Genomic DNA, 15,166 nt, shown 5'->3' with positions numbered 1-15,166 from the left:
ATAGGCAATCTTGCCTGTCCTCACTGAGCTACAAACTCCGCAGGGGGAGGTGTCCAATGATTCTGGTTACCGGAGCTTCGGGAAATGTCGGAGGTGCCGTCCTCAAACAGCTGATTGCGGACAAGCAACCGGTGAAAGCGCTCTATCGTTCCAAGTCCGACGCAGCCGCCGCGCCGGCAGGAGTGCCTGTCGCGATCGCCGACTTCGCAGATCGAGCTTCGTTCGCGGCCGCGCTTGAGGGAATCGACCGGGTCCTTCTTGTGTGCGGCCCGATACCACAACTCGTCGAGCTCGAAACCAACGCGATTGAAGTCTGCCGGGAGCGCCGCATCAGCCAAATCGTCCTGAACTCCGCGATGGGCGCAGGAGAATTCAACTCCTCTTTTCCCAGCTGGCACGCCAAAGTGGAAGAGATGCTAAAGCGCTCCGGCGTTTCGTACACCATCATCCGTCCGAACACGTTCCTGCAGAATATCGCTACCTATTACTCTGGCACCATCCGGCAGCAGGGCGCATTCTACGGATCATACGGCCAGGCGCCCATTGCCTATATCGACGTGCGCGATATCGCAGCGGTCATCGCGGCTGCCATTTCTGGCGGCGAGCACTTGGGCAAGACCTACGAACTCAATGGGCCGGAGGCTTTGACCTGCGACCAGGTCGCGGCAGCGATCTCGAAGAAAATTGGCAAACAGGTGCGCTATGTCGACCTGCCTCCAGCGGAGATGAAGAAGAGCATGCTCGGGCTCGGCATGCCGGAGTGGCAGGTGGATGCGCTCCTGGAGTTGCAGCGCTACTACCGCGAGGGCGGCGACGGTAAGACGGATTCGCTGGTCCGCAACCTGATCGGCCGCGCCCCCATCACTTTGGATCAATATCTGCGCGAGAACCTGGCCGCCTTTACCCAGCCGCAGGCCGCCAGCGCGTAAGCGTAGGCGCTCAAGCAAGAGGTTTTCGGGGTCATTCTGGGCGAACGCAGGGAGCGAAGAATCTGTGCATTTGGTCGGAGAGTCGCAGAGATTCTTCGCCACCGCACCGGTTCTGACGCCGCTCCTCTGCCCAACAGCGAGCGGTTAGAATTTTCCTCACATATTGAACGGAAAGATCCGTTTCCCACAGCTTTTGCACAGCATTGATAGGATAGTTATTTTCTGGCTGACCATTCCGCGCCAATACTGACCTAATGCCCACCCCGCACGACTTCAAGGAGACCCTCCGGCAGCAGGCGGACATCGTCCGCATCGTGGGTGATTACGTAAAGCTGCGCAAATCGGGGGCGCAGAATTATCAGGGGCTCTGCCCTTTCCATAACGAAAAGACGCCGTCTTTTTCCGTGCACGCTACTCGGCAGTTCTATCACTGCTTCGGCTGCGGCGCGTCTGGCGATGTCTTCAGCTTCGTTCAGAAAATAGAGAACATCACGTTTCCCGAAGCGCTGCGGCTGATCGCACAAAAGCTGGATATCCCGCTTCCCAAAATGCAGTTCGATAGTCCCACTGAAGAGCGGGACGCGCGGCTGCGCATGCAGCTCATGGACGTCCAGGAGCGCGCCTGCGCCTGGTTCCAGGAGCAGCTGCGTAAACCAGAGGCAGCGCATGCCCGTGAATATCTCGCCGGGCGCGGCCTGAATGAAGAGATGATTGCGCGCTTCCGAATTGGCTACGCCCCGGAGTCGGGATTCCTGCTTCGCGACCGGCTGCGCGGCGACTTTGACGAAGAAATCCTGCGGACCTCGGGTCTGTTTTCGTGGAAACACGATTCCGCCGATACTGCACATAAATCCGCTGATCCTATCTACAGCAAGTTCCGCAACCGAGTAACCTTTCCCATCACCAACGAGTCGGGGCGGGTGATCGCATTCACGGGCCGTACGCTTTCCGCCGACGAAAAGGCGGGGCCGAAGTACCTGAACTCCCCCGAGACCCCGATCTATTCCAAGTCTCGGATCCTGTTCAATCTCGACCGCGCCAAGGAGGCGATCCGCGCGCTGGGCTACGCGATCCTGGTCGAAGGGCAGATGGACTGCATCTCGGTGTTTGCGGCTGGATTTCACAACGTGGTGGCCAGCTCCGGCACAGCCTTTACGGAATCGCAGGCACGGCTGCTGGCACGCTTCAGCCGCAATATCGTGGTCAGTTTTGATCCCGACCTCGCCGGAGCGGCGGCGGCCGAGCGCTCGCTGGCTCTTCTGGTGGAGGAAGATTTCGACATCAAGGTCGTCCAATTGGAGGCAGGTTTTGATCCTGATCTCTACATCCGCAAGAAAGGCCGGGAAGCCTATGCGGCAGCGCTCAAGTCCGCACCACGCTACTTCGATTATCTGATCGCACGGGCACGCATGAAATTTCCGGTACGGACTCCCGAGGGCAAAGTAAAGGCCCTGAATTTCCTGTTGCCTCACGTGCAGCGGGCGCCGAGTCGCATAGCTCGCGACGAGATCGCAGGCGAAATTGCGCAGAAACTGGCAATTGACTCCACCGTTCTGCGGCAGGAGCTTCGGCATGCCGCTACCGCGCGGGGAACCAGGCAGGTGAAGGCGCCGCCCGTGGCGCAGGTCACCGAGGCAGAGCGCATTCTGATTCGCGCTCTCTCATTTCGTGGAATGCTGGGCGGAGCCGATGGGCATGTTTCATCACGGGATGGAGCGGAAGAGGAGTTCGATCCCGCACGACAGGCGCGTTTCGCCCTCAAGATCGAGCCCCTGCACGAAGGGCTTGCGGCCGAGTCCCTGATTTCCGCGCTGCTGGAGGCTGAAGATGCATCTCCGGGTTCCCTGGAACTGGGAGAAGGCGATCGGCAGTTAATGGCCGAATGCCTGATGAGCGAGGAAGAAGAACTCACTCCCGAGCTTCTGGAGGGAGCCATCCTGGCCCTGAAGCGCCGGAAACTGGAGCGCTCGCAGCGACAGGTGCGGGCTGAGATCGCGGAAGCGGAGCGAAAGCAGGACACGGCGGGCTTGACTACACTGCTGAAAAAGAAGCTGGAGATCGACCGGGAACTCAGCGCCGGGCACCTGGGGAACAGGGTTACCGGGACGTAACCTCGATTTTTGCAGAATTCTTGCAATTTTAGAGGCTTGCAAGGCGGGAATTCGGCGGATTTTGGGAACCCTGATAGGGCTGGCTGACATCTAAGTTATTGACGGCGCTGGGCAGGCGAACGACGGCTGATTTTGTGGTAGCTCTGGCTTCACCAAGCCGTGCGGCCATGCTAAAATCTGTAGGTTTCCGCTCACGTTATAGTTCCGAAGAGTTCCCGCCGAAGTTCCAAACTGTCGGAAGGGTTATTCCTTCCTAACCGTGCGCCGCGAGAGGTATTCCGCTTTGGCTCTTGACGATAAGTACGATATTAAGAAATTGATCGATGCAGGCAAGGAAAAAGGCTATCTGACTTACAACGAAGTCAATGACCTGATTCCCCACGACCTGCACTCCCCTGAGGACCTCGACGATCTGCTCACCACCATCGGGACGCAAGGCATCGACCTGCTGGAAGGTTCCAAGCTGCCGTCCTCGGCGCTCGACAAGCGCTTTGAAGCAGAAGTCGAAGGAGAAGGGGACGAGGTCGAGCTCGACCTCACTCCGGGCGCGCTGGAAAAAACCAACGACCCGGTCCGTATGTATCTGCGTGAGATGGGCACCGTGCCCTTGCTGACGCGCGAAGGCGAAGTAGAAATCGCCAAGCGCATCGAACGCGGCCAGCTCAAGGTGCTCAAGGCGATCTCGCGTTCCCCCATCGTAATTCGCGAAATCATCGCTCTCGGCGAAGACCTCAAGAAGGGCGTCCGCTCTATTCGGGAAGTAGTGATCTTCGATGAAGAGGAAATCACCGAAGATGTGCTCATCAATCGGCTGAAGGACATCACCGGGAAAATCGACGAGATCAATAAGCACTACAAGAAAGCCGCTCAGCTCACCGAGAAGCTGCAGGCGCTGCCGGCGGTGAAACGCAAGCTGCGCGAGGGCCGTAGGGTGCGTTGGACCTTGGGCCGCGAGCTGGTAAAGCTCTCGCGGGATATTCGCCAGCTGGGTTTCACCAATAGCGAGCGCAAGCGGCTGATCGATCGCGTCAACAAGACCGTCGATTCCATGCGCGCTCTCGAACGCCAGGTGGACAGCGTCGAGAAGAAGGCTGACGCCGCTCGCAGCGACGAAGCCAAGAAGGAACTTCGCAAGCAGGCGCGCACGCTGCGCGCTGATCTGGAGCGCCTGGAGGCTGAAGCCGGAGCCAGCATCCTGGAGTTGAAGCGCACCCAGCGCGACATCATCCAGGGCGACATGGATGCTGAGCAGGCCAAACGCGAGCTGATCGAAGCCAACCTGCGCCTGGTGGTCTCGATCGCCAAAAAGTACACCAACCGCGGCCTGCAATTCCTCGATCTGATCCAGGAGGGCAATATCGGTCTGATGAAAGCGGTGGATAAATTCGAGTACCGCCGCGGCTACAAATTCTCGACCTATGCCACCTGGTGGATTCGCCAGGCGATCACCCGCGCCATTGCGGACCAGGCCCGCACCATCCGCATTCCGGTGCACATGATCGAAACCATTAACAAGCTGATCCGCACTTCGCGCCAACTGGTGCAGGAACTCGGTCGCGAACCGTCTTCAGAAGAGATCGCCAAGCGCATGGACATTCCGGTAGCAAAAGTGCGCAAGGTGCTGAAGATCGCGCAGGAGCCGATCTCGCTCGAGACCCCGATCGGCGAAGAGGAAGACTCACACCTGGGCGATTTCATCGAGGATCGCGCTGTGGTCTCACCGGCCGAAGCCGTGATCAATGTCAACTTGAAGGACCAGACGGCGCAGGTGCTGCGCTCGCTCACGCCGCGTGAAGAGAAGGTCATCAAGATGCGTTTTGGTCTGGAAGATGGTTCGGAACACACCTTGGAGGAAGTCGGGCAGTCGTTTGCGGTCACTCGCGAACGTATCCGCCAGATCGAGGCCAAGGCGCTGCGCAAGCTGCGTCATCCCTCGCGCTCGCGCAAGCTGCGGGCGTTTCTCGACGGAGTGCGCGACTAAGGCGCTTCAAAACTCCAACCTGTTGACCTGTCATTCTGAGCAAGGGCCGGGCTCACCAAACCCGGCCCGAGTCGTATGCTTTGAAGGGTACGGCCTTCAGGCCCTCCCTGAGGACTTCAAAGTCAATTGGGCTTTAGCCCCCGAAGAAAATTCATTCCCCGGCCTTACACAGTGATAAGTCTCGCCGACAGTCTCGCCGACGCCCTCGCCGAATTCAGCAGCGGTCCAGAACGAACTGCCTTGCGGCGCTGAGTACACATCCCGCCAACCGAACATCACATCCCCCGGAGTCAAGAGTCCTTGCGCCATCCCATATGGGGTGTCGTATACAGACACGCATGAAAACTGCATCAGCGCTGCTGGCCGTTTCCCTGCTGATCTCCTGTTCTAGCATTTCAACAACCGCGCAGAACGCGAGCGATGCTGTCATGTTCCGCGGAGACCCGCAGCACACGGGTGTCTATCCCGATAGCAAAATTCCTGCTGGCAAATTGAAGTGGAGCTTCGAGACGGGAAACAAAATTCGCTCGGCTCCCGTGCTCCATGCCGGCACGCTGTACATCGGTAGCAACGACGGCCACCTCTACGCTCTTGATGCCCAAACCGGCAAGCCGAAATGGAAATGCCAGGCCGCGGGCGCAGTGGCTTCGTCGCCTGCGGTTTATCGTGACACCGTGTTCTTCGAGGCCGGCGACGCCGCTATCCACGCAGTGGACGCCCGTACTGGTCGTGAGAGGTGGACGGTGAAAACAGGTATGCCAATCCCACCCGATCCGAAACTGATGTCGAATGGCAAGTGGGAATTCGAGCATTCGTCACCAGTGATTGCTGATGCAACGCTCTATATCGGCAGCGCCGACGGCAACATCTATGCCCTCGATCCTGCGACCGGAAAGCGGAAGTGGGTATTCAAAACGGCCGGCCGAGTGCGGGCAACCCCAGCTGTAGCGGATGCCGTGGTATATGCCGGGAGCATGGACGGAAACCTGTATGCCCTCGACGCCGCAAGCGGCGCGTTGAAGTGGAAGTTCAAAACTGCCGGCAACCAGTACTTTCCTCTCGGGGAAGTACAGTCCACACCCGCCGTCGGCGAGGGCGCGGTGTTCTTTGGGGCACGTGACGGCGCGCTTTATGCGGTCGAAGTAGCGACCGGGAAGCTGCGCTGGAGAGCCGACCAGGAAAACTTCTCCTGGGTGATCGGCGGGCCGGCGATCTACAAAGCCATGGTGATCGTGGGCACGTCCGATGCGCAGGACATCAAGGCTTACGACGCCAAGACCGGCCAGGTGAAATGGCAGGCCAAATCGCCCGAGCCAGCGAATGTCTTCGCCTCTCCCGTCGTCGTAGGCAACACTCTTTACGTTGGCGATTTCTACGGCACCATGCTGTGGTTGAATGCCGATACCGGAAGGCTTTTGGGCGTCTTTGCGACCGATGAGCGGATCGTCTCATCGGCCGTGGTCAGCAATGGCGTACTCTACTTCGGCGGCGAGGACGATTGCGTGTACGCGATCGAGTAACGGATTCCTGCGGTGCCGACACCAGATGTGGACTGAGTTCAGCGGGCCCTGCCGACCTCACAAGAGACCCTCGCTCCGATAGCTGTCTTCCCGCTGTCATCCTGAGCGAGGACGCGGTATACCAATCCGCGTCCGAGTCGAAGGACCTTGCGTTTTGCTTTTCCGCGCGACTCAGCTTCCTTGCTATGCGCCTAATAATTCCGGGCTTCAGCCCCTGAGGGAGTCTGGTGAGGATCACACACGGTTCGCAGCAGGAAACTTACATCCCCAGCTCGACCTGAACCGCGACGTTGGGCTTGGAATAGTACTTCTTCACGTCACCGGCGCCGTACTTCTCGCGAAATTTCTCGACCACTGACTTCACCGTCTTCGCGTCCTTGATGGGAACAGCACGGAACTCGCCTTTTGCATCGCGAGCCGCGATCCCAATGCTAGGGTTCGTAAGTACGTTCTTATACCACTGCGTATTCGATCCCTGTACCGGCAAGAGGTAGAGCGTCTTGCCTTCCAGGACAAACCAAACTGGATTGGAGATCGTGCGCCCCGACTTTCTGCCGGTCACGCTAAGGTCGATCTGGTTATAACGGGAGAGGCGGTCGAGGAGAATGGATTTGGAGTTTGTCGACATGGGTTTTCACCCCTTAGCGCCTGACGTCCGCCTTCCAGACCTGCGCCTGCATATAGAACTGAACATCCGCAACACGATCAAAAACCAATGTGTGGTCGTCAAGCCATCGTAAGTCGTAAGTTTCGTCCGCACTCTTGGCGGTGACCGCCAGCGATTTGAAGTCTCCATTGGCTGGCGCAACCCAGATGCGTGTTCCTCCCCAGAACTGAAGGTCCGGACGCAGTTTCCTAGGCCGTGGCTCGAATGTGACGTAAGCTACGAATTGACCATCAGGTGATGGTGTCGCTAGAGCTGCAGGTGCCCCAAATCTGGACATCACGCCGTTGCTTGCCATCAGGCAAGGTGATAACAAGAACCGAATTCTTACGGGCGAAGAATGTAAGTCGCGAACCATCAGCAAACCAGGGATTCCAGCTTGGCTTGATGTAGTCCCAATTCTCGTCCGGGTGAATGCTGATATCGCCTAAACACGTCCAGCTGTCCAGTTCAAGATCGTAAATCCATAGACGAGAACCGGGCCAGTCGCCCGCAATTGCGAGGTACCTTCCGTTCGGCGATGGAGCGATCAGATTTCCCTTCCAACCATCCTGCTGTGCGAGAACGCCGTATGGAGTCTCAAGCACGGTAATATTCCCGACTGAATGACTCCAGATCGCAGCTCTTGAACGAGCAAAATAGGAGACTCGCTCTGTGCCAAGCACATCTGGCGCGGCGGGGAGTTGTTCTTTGATTGAGTTACTTCCGTCAACCCGCACGAGGGAATACTCGCCGTCGCGATAACAAATCAGGAGACTGCCGTCCGGCGTCCAGCCAGACAAGAAAGAATCTGCTAACGATTGCTTCGCAACCAGGTTGCCGCCCGGATCCATCAGAGCGGTTTGCGAAATAAGACTGGAACGCCCCAGTCCGGCTGTCCGCTTATTCCATCCGATGCGGACGAAGGCAATATATTTCCCATCAGGACTCGGTATCGGGTTATAGGCATTTTCAGAAGACAGCAGGGTTTCGTTCGGTAGTCGAGCTGGCACCGCCGATATGAACCACGTACCTGCTGAGAGTACCAGGAACATGACGGCCGACACCCTGCCCATAGTGCTTCCTCGCGAGAGGATCGTATTCTAGCCTGCGAGATGTTGCCACGATTCAGGCGACCTCCCAATACGCCACAACCGGACTGAATCGAGCGATCGCGTCTAGTCATCGAACAGATAGATAAGACAGGCGTGCAACCATGAATGATCTTAAGAAGCTCGAAGACACTGTTTCTTCCTGGCCGCACATCTCAGTTCATCCCCACCGCTTTGGAGGCAGGGAATTCCGCTATGGCAATGCGGAAGTCGGACACCTGCACACGAATGGGACTGTGGACATTCCCTTTCCGCGGCCGGTGCGTGATGCCCTGTTGGCGAAGGGGTTGGCCGAGGAGCACCACTGGGTCCCAAATTCCGGCTGGGCGACATTTCATGTGCGCAAAGAAGAGGATCTCGAGCATGCCATCTGGCTCATGCGGTTGTCCTACCTGCGTTATGCGCTGAAGACGGCGCCTGATCCGCGTGCGCTGCTTAAGACCGAGAGTGAGCGCCTGCACCTGAGTGCCGAGTTGGAATCGCTGTTTCAGCCGTTTGTTCCGCTGTTTGCTCACGCAATTTGACAGGCACCGGCTTATTCCGCAGCCTCAGCTTCACCTCCCCTTGTCCCTGCAAGTTACTTTGGGAACGTGCAGGTGCCCACCAAAGAGTGCGTTTTCCTAAATAATGCGGATGATGGAGGTCTGAGCTTGCCGCGCTCCTCCCCAGAACTCGGACGGCGGAGGACTATGCCGCTAACCACGTCTGCAGAAGAGAATGCCAGGGACGTCGTCACGGTCGGGATAACTCGATCCAGCCTGCGCCGGATCATCTTGCTGGTAGCCCTGCTGGCAGCGGCGGGAGCCCTGGCGCAGTCAGGCGCCGTGCAGGCGGCATGGAAGCAGCTTACGGGCGAGCGCATCCGTGTGGCGGGGCCGCCGGTTGAAGCCACCGGCCGTAAGCTTGATCAGCGCGAGATCGACCGCATCCTCGGCCTTCCTCCGCAGCAGCAGGCCGAGCAGCTCTTGCAGGCCGCCACCAACCATTACGAGGGCGCCACCGATCTCATCGAGCAGCACGTGGATGAATGGCGCGGCCACCTCGAGTTCACCCAGAAGCTCAACGATCTCGATCTGACTGCCCGCTACAGCAATGACCTGCGCGTCCGCGCTGCCACCACTGAGCTCCTGCTTGCGACCTTCAACTACCCCAAAGATGGCGAGACCGTCGACCGGCTGGTAAGCATGGCAGCGGAAAATCCTTCTGCTCGCCCGCACGCCACCTGGGCGCTGGGAATGCTGGGCAATCGTGGCGTGCAGACGGAGCGCGTCATCGATGCCCTCGAGCGCTATGTCGACGATCCTGACGACAAGACTCAGTTCTGGGCGGTGGAATCGATCGCGATCGTCGGCACCAAGGAAACCATACCAATTCTGCTGCGGATCTTTCATGACGGCAAAACCCGCACGCAGCGTGAGCGCGCAGGCTGTGGCCTGGCGAAATCCGGTGCCTACACGCAGGAGGAACGCATGCTGGCCGTTTCCACGCTGGTGGAGTATGTGGAGCGCAACGATGTCGATCCGGAAACTCGCACCTGGTTCTTCCAGGCGCTGCGCGAGATCACCAATGTGAGCCTTCCCAATGATGCCAGTGCGTGGCGGAAGTGGCTGAACGAAGACGGTCATGCCAAGCCCTACGGTCCGGAAACCTGGACAGTGCGCGGCAACAGCTAGCCGCCGAGAGCAAGGGCTAACCGGACGGCGCGAGAAAACGAAGCGCAGAAAAAAATGATCGGCGATCCCGAACCCGCCCTGTTCACCATCTCCATCAGCCGCCGTCGCTTGCAATGGACGCTCGCAGCCGCGTGTGTGGTCATCTTCATAGGCGTACTTGGCGTGAGTTCGGGTGTGGCCCAGGCCGCGTGGCACTACATCACGGGACACAATGCCAGTGTCACAGGGCCGGTTTTGCCGGCAACTCACTCCAAATATTCGGAGCATGAAACCGAATACATCCCGAGCCGTCCTCCACAAGAGCAAGCGGAGCGGCTCTTGCAAGCCGCGGTCAACCACGATGAGGGCGCTACCGAGGTCATAGAGAAGCTGGCGCCCACCTGGTACGGGCACATTGCCCGCACAGAATCGCTGACCACCTTTGAGAATGAAGCCATGGCGGCCAATGACGTGCGCGTGCGCGCCGCAGCCATTGAAGTTCGGCTGGCGATTCTCGACCTGGAGAAGACGCCTGAAACCGTCAGCAGGCTCATCAACGAAGCCCAGGTTGATCCATCGAGGCGGGTCAAAGTCACTAGTCTGCTCGGCATGCTGGCCAACCGCGGAGTGCAGCCGCAGCGCGTGCGCGAATGGCTTCTCACCTGGCTGCACGACCCCGACCCCAAGGTGCGTGTAGCGGCGGTGCAGGCCTTGGCCATGATTGGCAGCGAGGATTCCGCCTCCGATCTGCTGAAGATCATCCGCGACGATTCCGACCCGCAGGTGCGCGCCCAGGCCTCCCACAGCACCGCCCGCACCGGCATGCTCACCGAGGAGCAGCGCTGGCACGCCGTACCGGAATTGATCGAGTTATCCGGACGTCTCACAGATCCCGATCGGCATAACGTCTTCGACGCACTGCGCGAGATCACTGGCAGAACCGACCTGCAAGACGATACCTGGGCGTGGCAAGGATGGTGGGACCAGCGCCTGAATCAGCCGAAAACGGAGCCAGGTACCAGCCCGCACCCGTAGTCTTCAGGCACACTCGCGAGATTTGCTTTGCTGACTGCTGATTACTGATTACTGATTACTGATTACTGACTGCTGAAGTGCTGACTGCTTCTCTCCGTGATACAACATTTGCTTCGTCCTGCATGGCTTCCTACTTCACACGTGGGCGCTTCGGCACTCCCCAATTCATCGCCGGAATCTTGCTGTTGGCGTTCTTTGTTCAGTGCCTGTGGTTTGCTGGCAGGGTTCCGCTGCGCGACCGGGAACTGAATACGATTGATCAGGGGCTGCGGCAATGGAAGGCTGGCGAAGTCCCGCAGACGGAACAGGCTTCGCCCCTGACTGGCCTGCTTGCCGCCGCGCCAGTTGTGCGTCACGTGCTGAGCGGAGACGAGCCGCCCGGTTACTGGCGCTGGCTCGCGCGGCTGCCATTCATGTTCATGGGAGTCGCTTTGGGAGCCTCCCTGTGGTACGTCTCCCGGCGGTTGTTTGGAAACCGCGGCGGTTACCTGTCCCTGGTGCTCTTTGCCTTTTCGCCTGTGGATGTGATCCGCAGTTCCACGGTTCAGCCCGGATCGGGCGCTGCCTGGGGAGCCTTTGGGCTGATCTTTACTTCAATTGCTGTAGCCCATACGCTCTATGCCCAGCGCGAGGTAGTGCTCTGGAACTGGCGGCGCATCCTGCTTCTGGGCGTGGCTTTGGGCGTGGCCGTGGCCTCGCAGTGTTCGCTCATCGTCCTGCTGCCGCTAGCCGCTGCGTTCATGCTCTATCTGGTTCCGGAACGGCGGGGAGCCGCAATCGCCATCCTGGCTGCGGGTTGCGCGATTGGAGTGCTCCTGCTGCTCGCCTCGTACGGATTCCACCTCGCCACACTGGTGCAGGCGGTAAGCAGCTCGCGCGCGCTGCAATTCCAAACCCAGATGCTTGGCATAAAGATCACCTACAACCTGTTGGCCGCGTTCTTTTGGGAGGTCCCAGCGGTCGCTCTGTTGCTGGTGATTGCCCTCGCGACCTTCGCTGCCTGGCCCCGCCCCCGTTATTTCGGCGTGATCGCACCCTTGCTGGTGTTCCTTCTGCTGCTGGGGATGGGGTTCTTGCTCCCCCATCAAGGCGGATTCGTTTTCTACCCGATCGCATTGCCCTTCGCATACGTTTTCATCGCTGGAGTTTTTTCTGATCTGCTGGAGTCACGCTACGCGGGAGTGGCGCTGGGCGTTGTTCTGGGAGTATGCCTGGGACACGTGATCTTCAGCCTCAGCGGTTTGCTGCGCCTGTAAAAAGTTGCGGAAAGACTCACTTGTGGCGAAGGGTTTTGAAGGGACGGCCTTCAGGCCGTCCCTAAAAGCTGCAAAAATCGATCGGGCCTTAGCCCCTGAGGGAAATTCAGGATCGGTGTTATCCGTCTTGATCCGTGGCCCTACTTGCCTCCCAGCAGTTGCCTAAGCACATACTGCAAAATTCCGCCGTGCTTGTAGTACAGCACTTCCTGCGGTGTATCGATGCGCAGCGTGCAGGCAAACTCTGACGTACTGCCGTCGCTCTTTTTCGTCCGCACTTTCACCGTGCTGCCGGGCTTAAAGTTGTCGAGCATTGCCCGCAGTCCGATGATGTCGAACACCTCCTCGCCGGTGAGCCCGAGCTTGTCCCCGTCCTGGTCGGGAAGGAACTGCAGCGGCAGAATGCCCATGCCCACCAGATTCGAACGGTGGATACGCTCGAAGCTCTCGGCGATCACGCAGCGCACACCCTGCAGCGCCGGTCCTTTCGCCGCCCAATCGCGCGACGATCCCGAACCGTACTCTTTACCTGCCAGAACAATCAGCGGCACGCCTTCAGCTTTGTACTTCATCGCGGCATCGTAGATGCTCATCTCCTGACCATCAGTAAGATGACGCGTGTAGCCGCCCTCGCGGCTGGGAACGAGCTTGTTGCGAATCCGCGTATTGGCGAAGGTGCCGCGCACCATCACTTCATGATTGCCGCGGCGTGAGCCATATGAATTGAAATCCTTCACTGCCACGCCACGCTCGATCAGGTACTTTCCTGCCGGGCTGTCCGGCTTTATCGATCCCGCGGGCGAGACGTGATCGGTAGTCACGCTATGGCCCAGCTTTGCCAGTACGCGCGCTCCTGTGATCTCCTGAACCGGCGGCACGGTCGTACTCATGCCGTCAAAGTATGGGGCCTGCCGGATGTAGGTGGATTTGTCGTCCCAGCGGAATGTCTGGCCTTGCGGCACATTCAGCGACCGCCAGCGCTCGTCTCCTTCAAAGACTTCGCTATAGGTCTTGCTGAACTGTTCCGCCTTCACACACCGGCGGATCGTCTCATCCACTTCTTTCTGCGTGGGCCAGACGTCGCGCAGATAGACCGGCTTGCCATCCTTGCCTTTGCCCAGCGGATCATTCACGGGATCGAAGTCGATGCGTCCAGCCAGCGCGAACGCCACCACCAATGGCGGTGACATCAGGTAGTTGGCCCTCACTTCGGAGTTAATGCGCCCTTCGAAGTTGCGGTTACCGGACAGCACCGAGGCCACCACCAAATCTTGTTCGTTCACCAACTCCGACACTTCCTGGGGCAACGGTCCGGAATTCCCGATGCACGTCGTACAACCGTATCCCACCAGGTTGAAGCCCAGTTCATCGAGGTACTTCGTCAGTCCCGCAGTCTTGTAATACTCGGTCACGACTTTCGAGCCGGGCGCCAGCGATGTTTTCACCCATGCGGGCCGCTTCAGCCCCTTCTCGACCGCCTTCTTGGCCAGCAAACCTGCGGCCAGCATGACCGATGGATTCGAAGTATTGGTGCAGCTGGTGATAGCCGCGATCACTACGCTCCCGTGGTGCAAATTGGACCGCAGATCGCCATTGCCGGATACTTTTGCCGCATTCGCCGGAGTCTTGGCATTAGGCTTCAGCAACGAAGGCAGAGCATCGCTAAACGACTGGTTGATGTGGCTGAGCGCAACCCGGTCCTGCGGGCGCTTAGGTCCGGAAACGCTGGGCTCCACACTCGCCAGATCCAGACGCAGAACCTTGGAGTAGGTCGCTTCTGGAAAATCAGGTGTGTGGAACAGCCCCTGCTCTTTGCAATAGGCTTCGACCAGTTCGATCTGCTCTTTGGACCGGCCGCTAAAAGCCAGAAAGCGCAGCGTCTCCTGGTCCACTGGGAAGATACCGCACGTAGCCCCGTATTCCGGCGACATGTTGCCGATAGTGGCGCGGTCAGCGAGCGGCAAATTCGCTAGACCCGGACCGAAGTACTCCACGAATTTGCCTACCACGCCTTCCTTGCGGAGCATCTCCGTAATCGTGAGTACCAGGTCGGTAGCGGTCGACCCCTCCCGCAGATTGCCAGTCAACCGCACCCCGACGACTTCCGGAATCAGCATTGAAACCGGCTGATTCAGCATGGCGGCTTCGGCTTCAATTCCACCCACGCCCCAACCCAGCACGCCGAGCCCGTTAATCATGGTAGTGTGCGAATCCGTGCCGACAAGCGTGTCGGGATATGCCATCGGATGGCCGCTCTGTCCTTTTGGCCCGATAAACACCACCCGCGCCAGATATTCCAAATTCACCTGGTGAACGATGCCGGTGTCGGGTGGCACAATGGCGAAGTTCTTGAACGCCGTTTGTCCCCACCGCAGGAAGGCATAACGCTCCTTGTTGCGCTGGAATTCCATCTCCGCATTGAGCTGAAATGACGCCGGGGTTCCAAACTCATCCACCTGCACTGAATGATCGATCACCAATTCCGCCGGCTGAATGGGATTGATTCTGGAGGGATCGCCTCCCAGCCGCGCCATGGCATCGCGCATCGCCGCCAGGTCCACGACCGCAGGCACGCCGGTGAAATCCTGCATCAAGACGCGGGCCGGCATGAACGCGATCTCCTGGCTCGAAGGCTTCTTACCATCCCATTTCGCGAGCGTGAGGATGTCGTCTTTCTTGACCGTGCCGTTCTCATTGCGGAGCAGGTTTTCGAGCAGGATTCGCAGCGAATAAGGCAAATGCCGGGTGGCGATTCCCTGTTTATCCAGAGCGTCGAGACCATAGATCTCGAATTCCCGGCCTCCGACGCGAAACACGGAGCGGCTGCCAAAACTATTCATGTGAAGTACCTTCAATTAGGTTGGATGTAGGGTTCGGGAGTGCGATGCAAACAGGACGCCGGAGACCCGTCTCCCAAACAGATTAGT

General features: G+C 58.8%; 11 protein-coding genes. 8 read left to right on the top strand and 3 right to left on the bottom strand.

The window, feature by feature from the left end:
* The first annotated feature begins 56 nt into the window (after positions 1-56).
* The 4 genes from VEG30_07220 (at position 57) to VEG30_07205 (ending at position 6,541) form a co-directional block, all read left to right on the top strand.
* A complete protein-coding gene (locus VEG30_07220; GenBank protein ID HXZ79703.1) occupies positions 57-929 on the top strand; it encodes an NAD(P)H-binding protein in 873 nt (290 codons plus the stop codon).
* Between the two features lie 254 nt (positions 930-1,183).
* Positions 1,184-3,040: a DNA primase gene (gene dnaG / locus VEG30_07215; GenBank protein ID HXZ79702.1), complete on the top strand. Its 1,857-nt coding sequence runs from the start codon at positions 1,184-1,186 to the stop codon at positions 3,038-3,040.
* A gap of 283 nt (positions 3,041-3,323) precedes the next feature.
* Complete coding sequence (rpoD, locus tag VEG30_07210) at positions 3,324-5,021, top strand: RNA polymerase sigma factor RpoD (protein HXZ79701.1); 1,698 nt, start codon at positions 3,324-3,326, stop codon at positions 5,019-5,021.
* Positions 5,022-5,359: 338 nt separating this feature from the next.
* Positions 5,360-6,541 (top strand): PQQ-binding-like beta-propeller repeat protein, encoded by a 1,182-nt coding sequence (locus tag VEG30_07205; GenBank protein HXZ79700.1) that lies wholly within the window; start codon positions 5,360-5,362, stop codon positions 6,539-6,541.
* Positions 6,542-6,800: 259 nt separating this feature from the next.
* Here VEG30_07205 and VEG30_07200 read toward each other — a convergent pair whose 3' ends face one another.
* Together VEG30_07200 and VEG30_07195 are read right to left on the bottom strand one after the other, a co-directional pair.
* Positions 6,801-7,169, bottom strand: a complete 369-nt coding sequence (locus VEG30_07200) for a nitroreductase/quinone reductase family protein (GenBank protein ID HXZ79699.1) — start codon at positions 7,167-7,169, stop codon at positions 6,801-6,803.
* A gap of 269 nt (positions 7,170-7,438) precedes the next feature.
* On the bottom strand, positions 7,439-8,239 hold the full coding sequence (locus VEG30_07195; protein HXZ79698.1) for a hypothetical protein: 801 nt from the start codon (positions 8,237-8,239) through the stop codon (positions 7,439-7,441).
* Positions 8,240-8,400: 161 nt separating this feature from the next.
* On the opposite strand from VEG30_07195, the gene VEG30_07190 reads away from it, so the two are divergent.
* The 4 genes from VEG30_07190 (at position 8,401) to VEG30_07175 (ending at position 12,239) form a co-directional block, all read left to right on the top strand.
* Positions 8,401-8,820, top strand: coding sequence for a luciferase family protein (locus VEG30_07190; GenBank protein ID HXZ79697.1), 420 nt, complete (start codon positions 8,401-8,403; stop codon positions 8,818-8,820).
* Positions 8,821-8,985: 165 nt separating this feature from the next.
* Entirely contained in the window at positions 8,986-9,969 is a 984-nt protein-coding gene (locus tag VEG30_07185; protein ID HXZ79696.1) for a HEAT repeat domain-containing protein, read from the top strand.
* A 54-nt stretch (positions 9,970-10,023) separates the two neighbouring features.
* Positions 10,024-10,983: a HEAT repeat domain-containing protein gene (locus VEG30_07180; protein ID HXZ79695.1), complete on the top strand. Its 960-nt coding sequence runs from the start codon at positions 10,024-10,026 to the stop codon at positions 10,981-10,983.
* Positions 10,984-11,105: 122 nt separating this feature from the next.
* The gene (locus VEG30_07175) at positions 11,106-12,239 is read left to right on the top strand and encodes a glycosyltransferase family 39 protein (GenBank protein ID HXZ79694.1); all 1,134 of its coding nucleotides are present in this window, start codon (positions 11,106-11,108) and stop codon (positions 12,237-12,239) included.
* Positions 12,240-12,379: 140 nt separating this feature from the next.
* Here VEG30_07175 and acnA read toward each other — a convergent pair whose 3' ends face one another.
* Complete coding sequence (gene acnA / locus VEG30_07170; GenBank protein HXZ79693.1) at positions 12,380-15,079, bottom strand: aconitate hydratase AcnA; 2,700 nt, start codon at positions 15,077-15,079, stop codon at positions 12,380-12,382.
* Positions 15,080-15,166: the final 87 nt, after the last annotated feature.

It is taken from the genome of Terriglobales bacterium, from assembly GCA_035624455.1.
GTDB lineage: Bacteria > Acidobacteriota > Terriglobia > Terriglobales > Acidobacteriaceae > DASPRM01.
Note: the sequence above shows the minus strand (reverse complement) of the source record. Positions and strands in the feature narration are given on the sequence as shown.

Bases quoted from the DNA above. Each gene is read 5' to 3' on its own strand.
- VEG30_07180 (HXZ79695.1), top strand. From the start codon at position 10,024: ATGATCGGCGATCCCGAACCCGCCCTGTTCACCATCTCCATCAGCCGC.
- VEG30_07185 (HXZ79696.1), top strand. From the start codon at position 8,986: ATGCCGCTAACCACGTCTGCAGAAGAGAATGCCAGGGACGTCGTCACG.
- VEG30_07200 (HXZ79699.1), bottom strand. From the start codon at position 7,169: ATGTCGACAAACTCCAAATCCATTCTCCTCGACCGCCTCTCCCGTTAT.
- acnA (HXZ79693.1), bottom strand. From the start codon at position 15,079: ATGAATAGTTTTGGCAGCCGCTCCGTGTTTCGCGTCGGAGGCCGGGAA.
- VEG30_07195 (HXZ79698.1), bottom strand. From the start codon at position 8,239: ATGTTCCTGGTACTCTCAGCAGGTACGTGGTTCATATCGGCGGTGCCA.
- VEG30_07190 (HXZ79697.1), top strand. From the start codon at position 8,401: ATGAATGATCTTAAGAAGCTCGAAGACACTGTTTCTTCCTGGCCGCAC.
- VEG30_07175 (HXZ79694.1), top strand. From the start codon at position 11,106: ATGGCTTCCTACTTCACACGTGGGCGCTTCGGCACTCCCCAATTCATC.
- VEG30_07220 (HXZ79703.1), top strand. From the start codon at position 57: ATGATTCTGGTTACCGGAGCTTCGGGAAATGTCGGAGGTGCCGTCCTC.
- dnaG (HXZ79702.1), top strand. From the start codon at position 1,184: ATGCCCACCCCGCACGACTTCAAGGAGACCCTCCGGCAGCAGGCGGAC.
- VEG30_07205 (HXZ79700.1), top strand. From the start codon at position 5,360: ATGAAAACTGCATCAGCGCTGCTGGCCGTTTCCCTGCTGATCTCCTGT.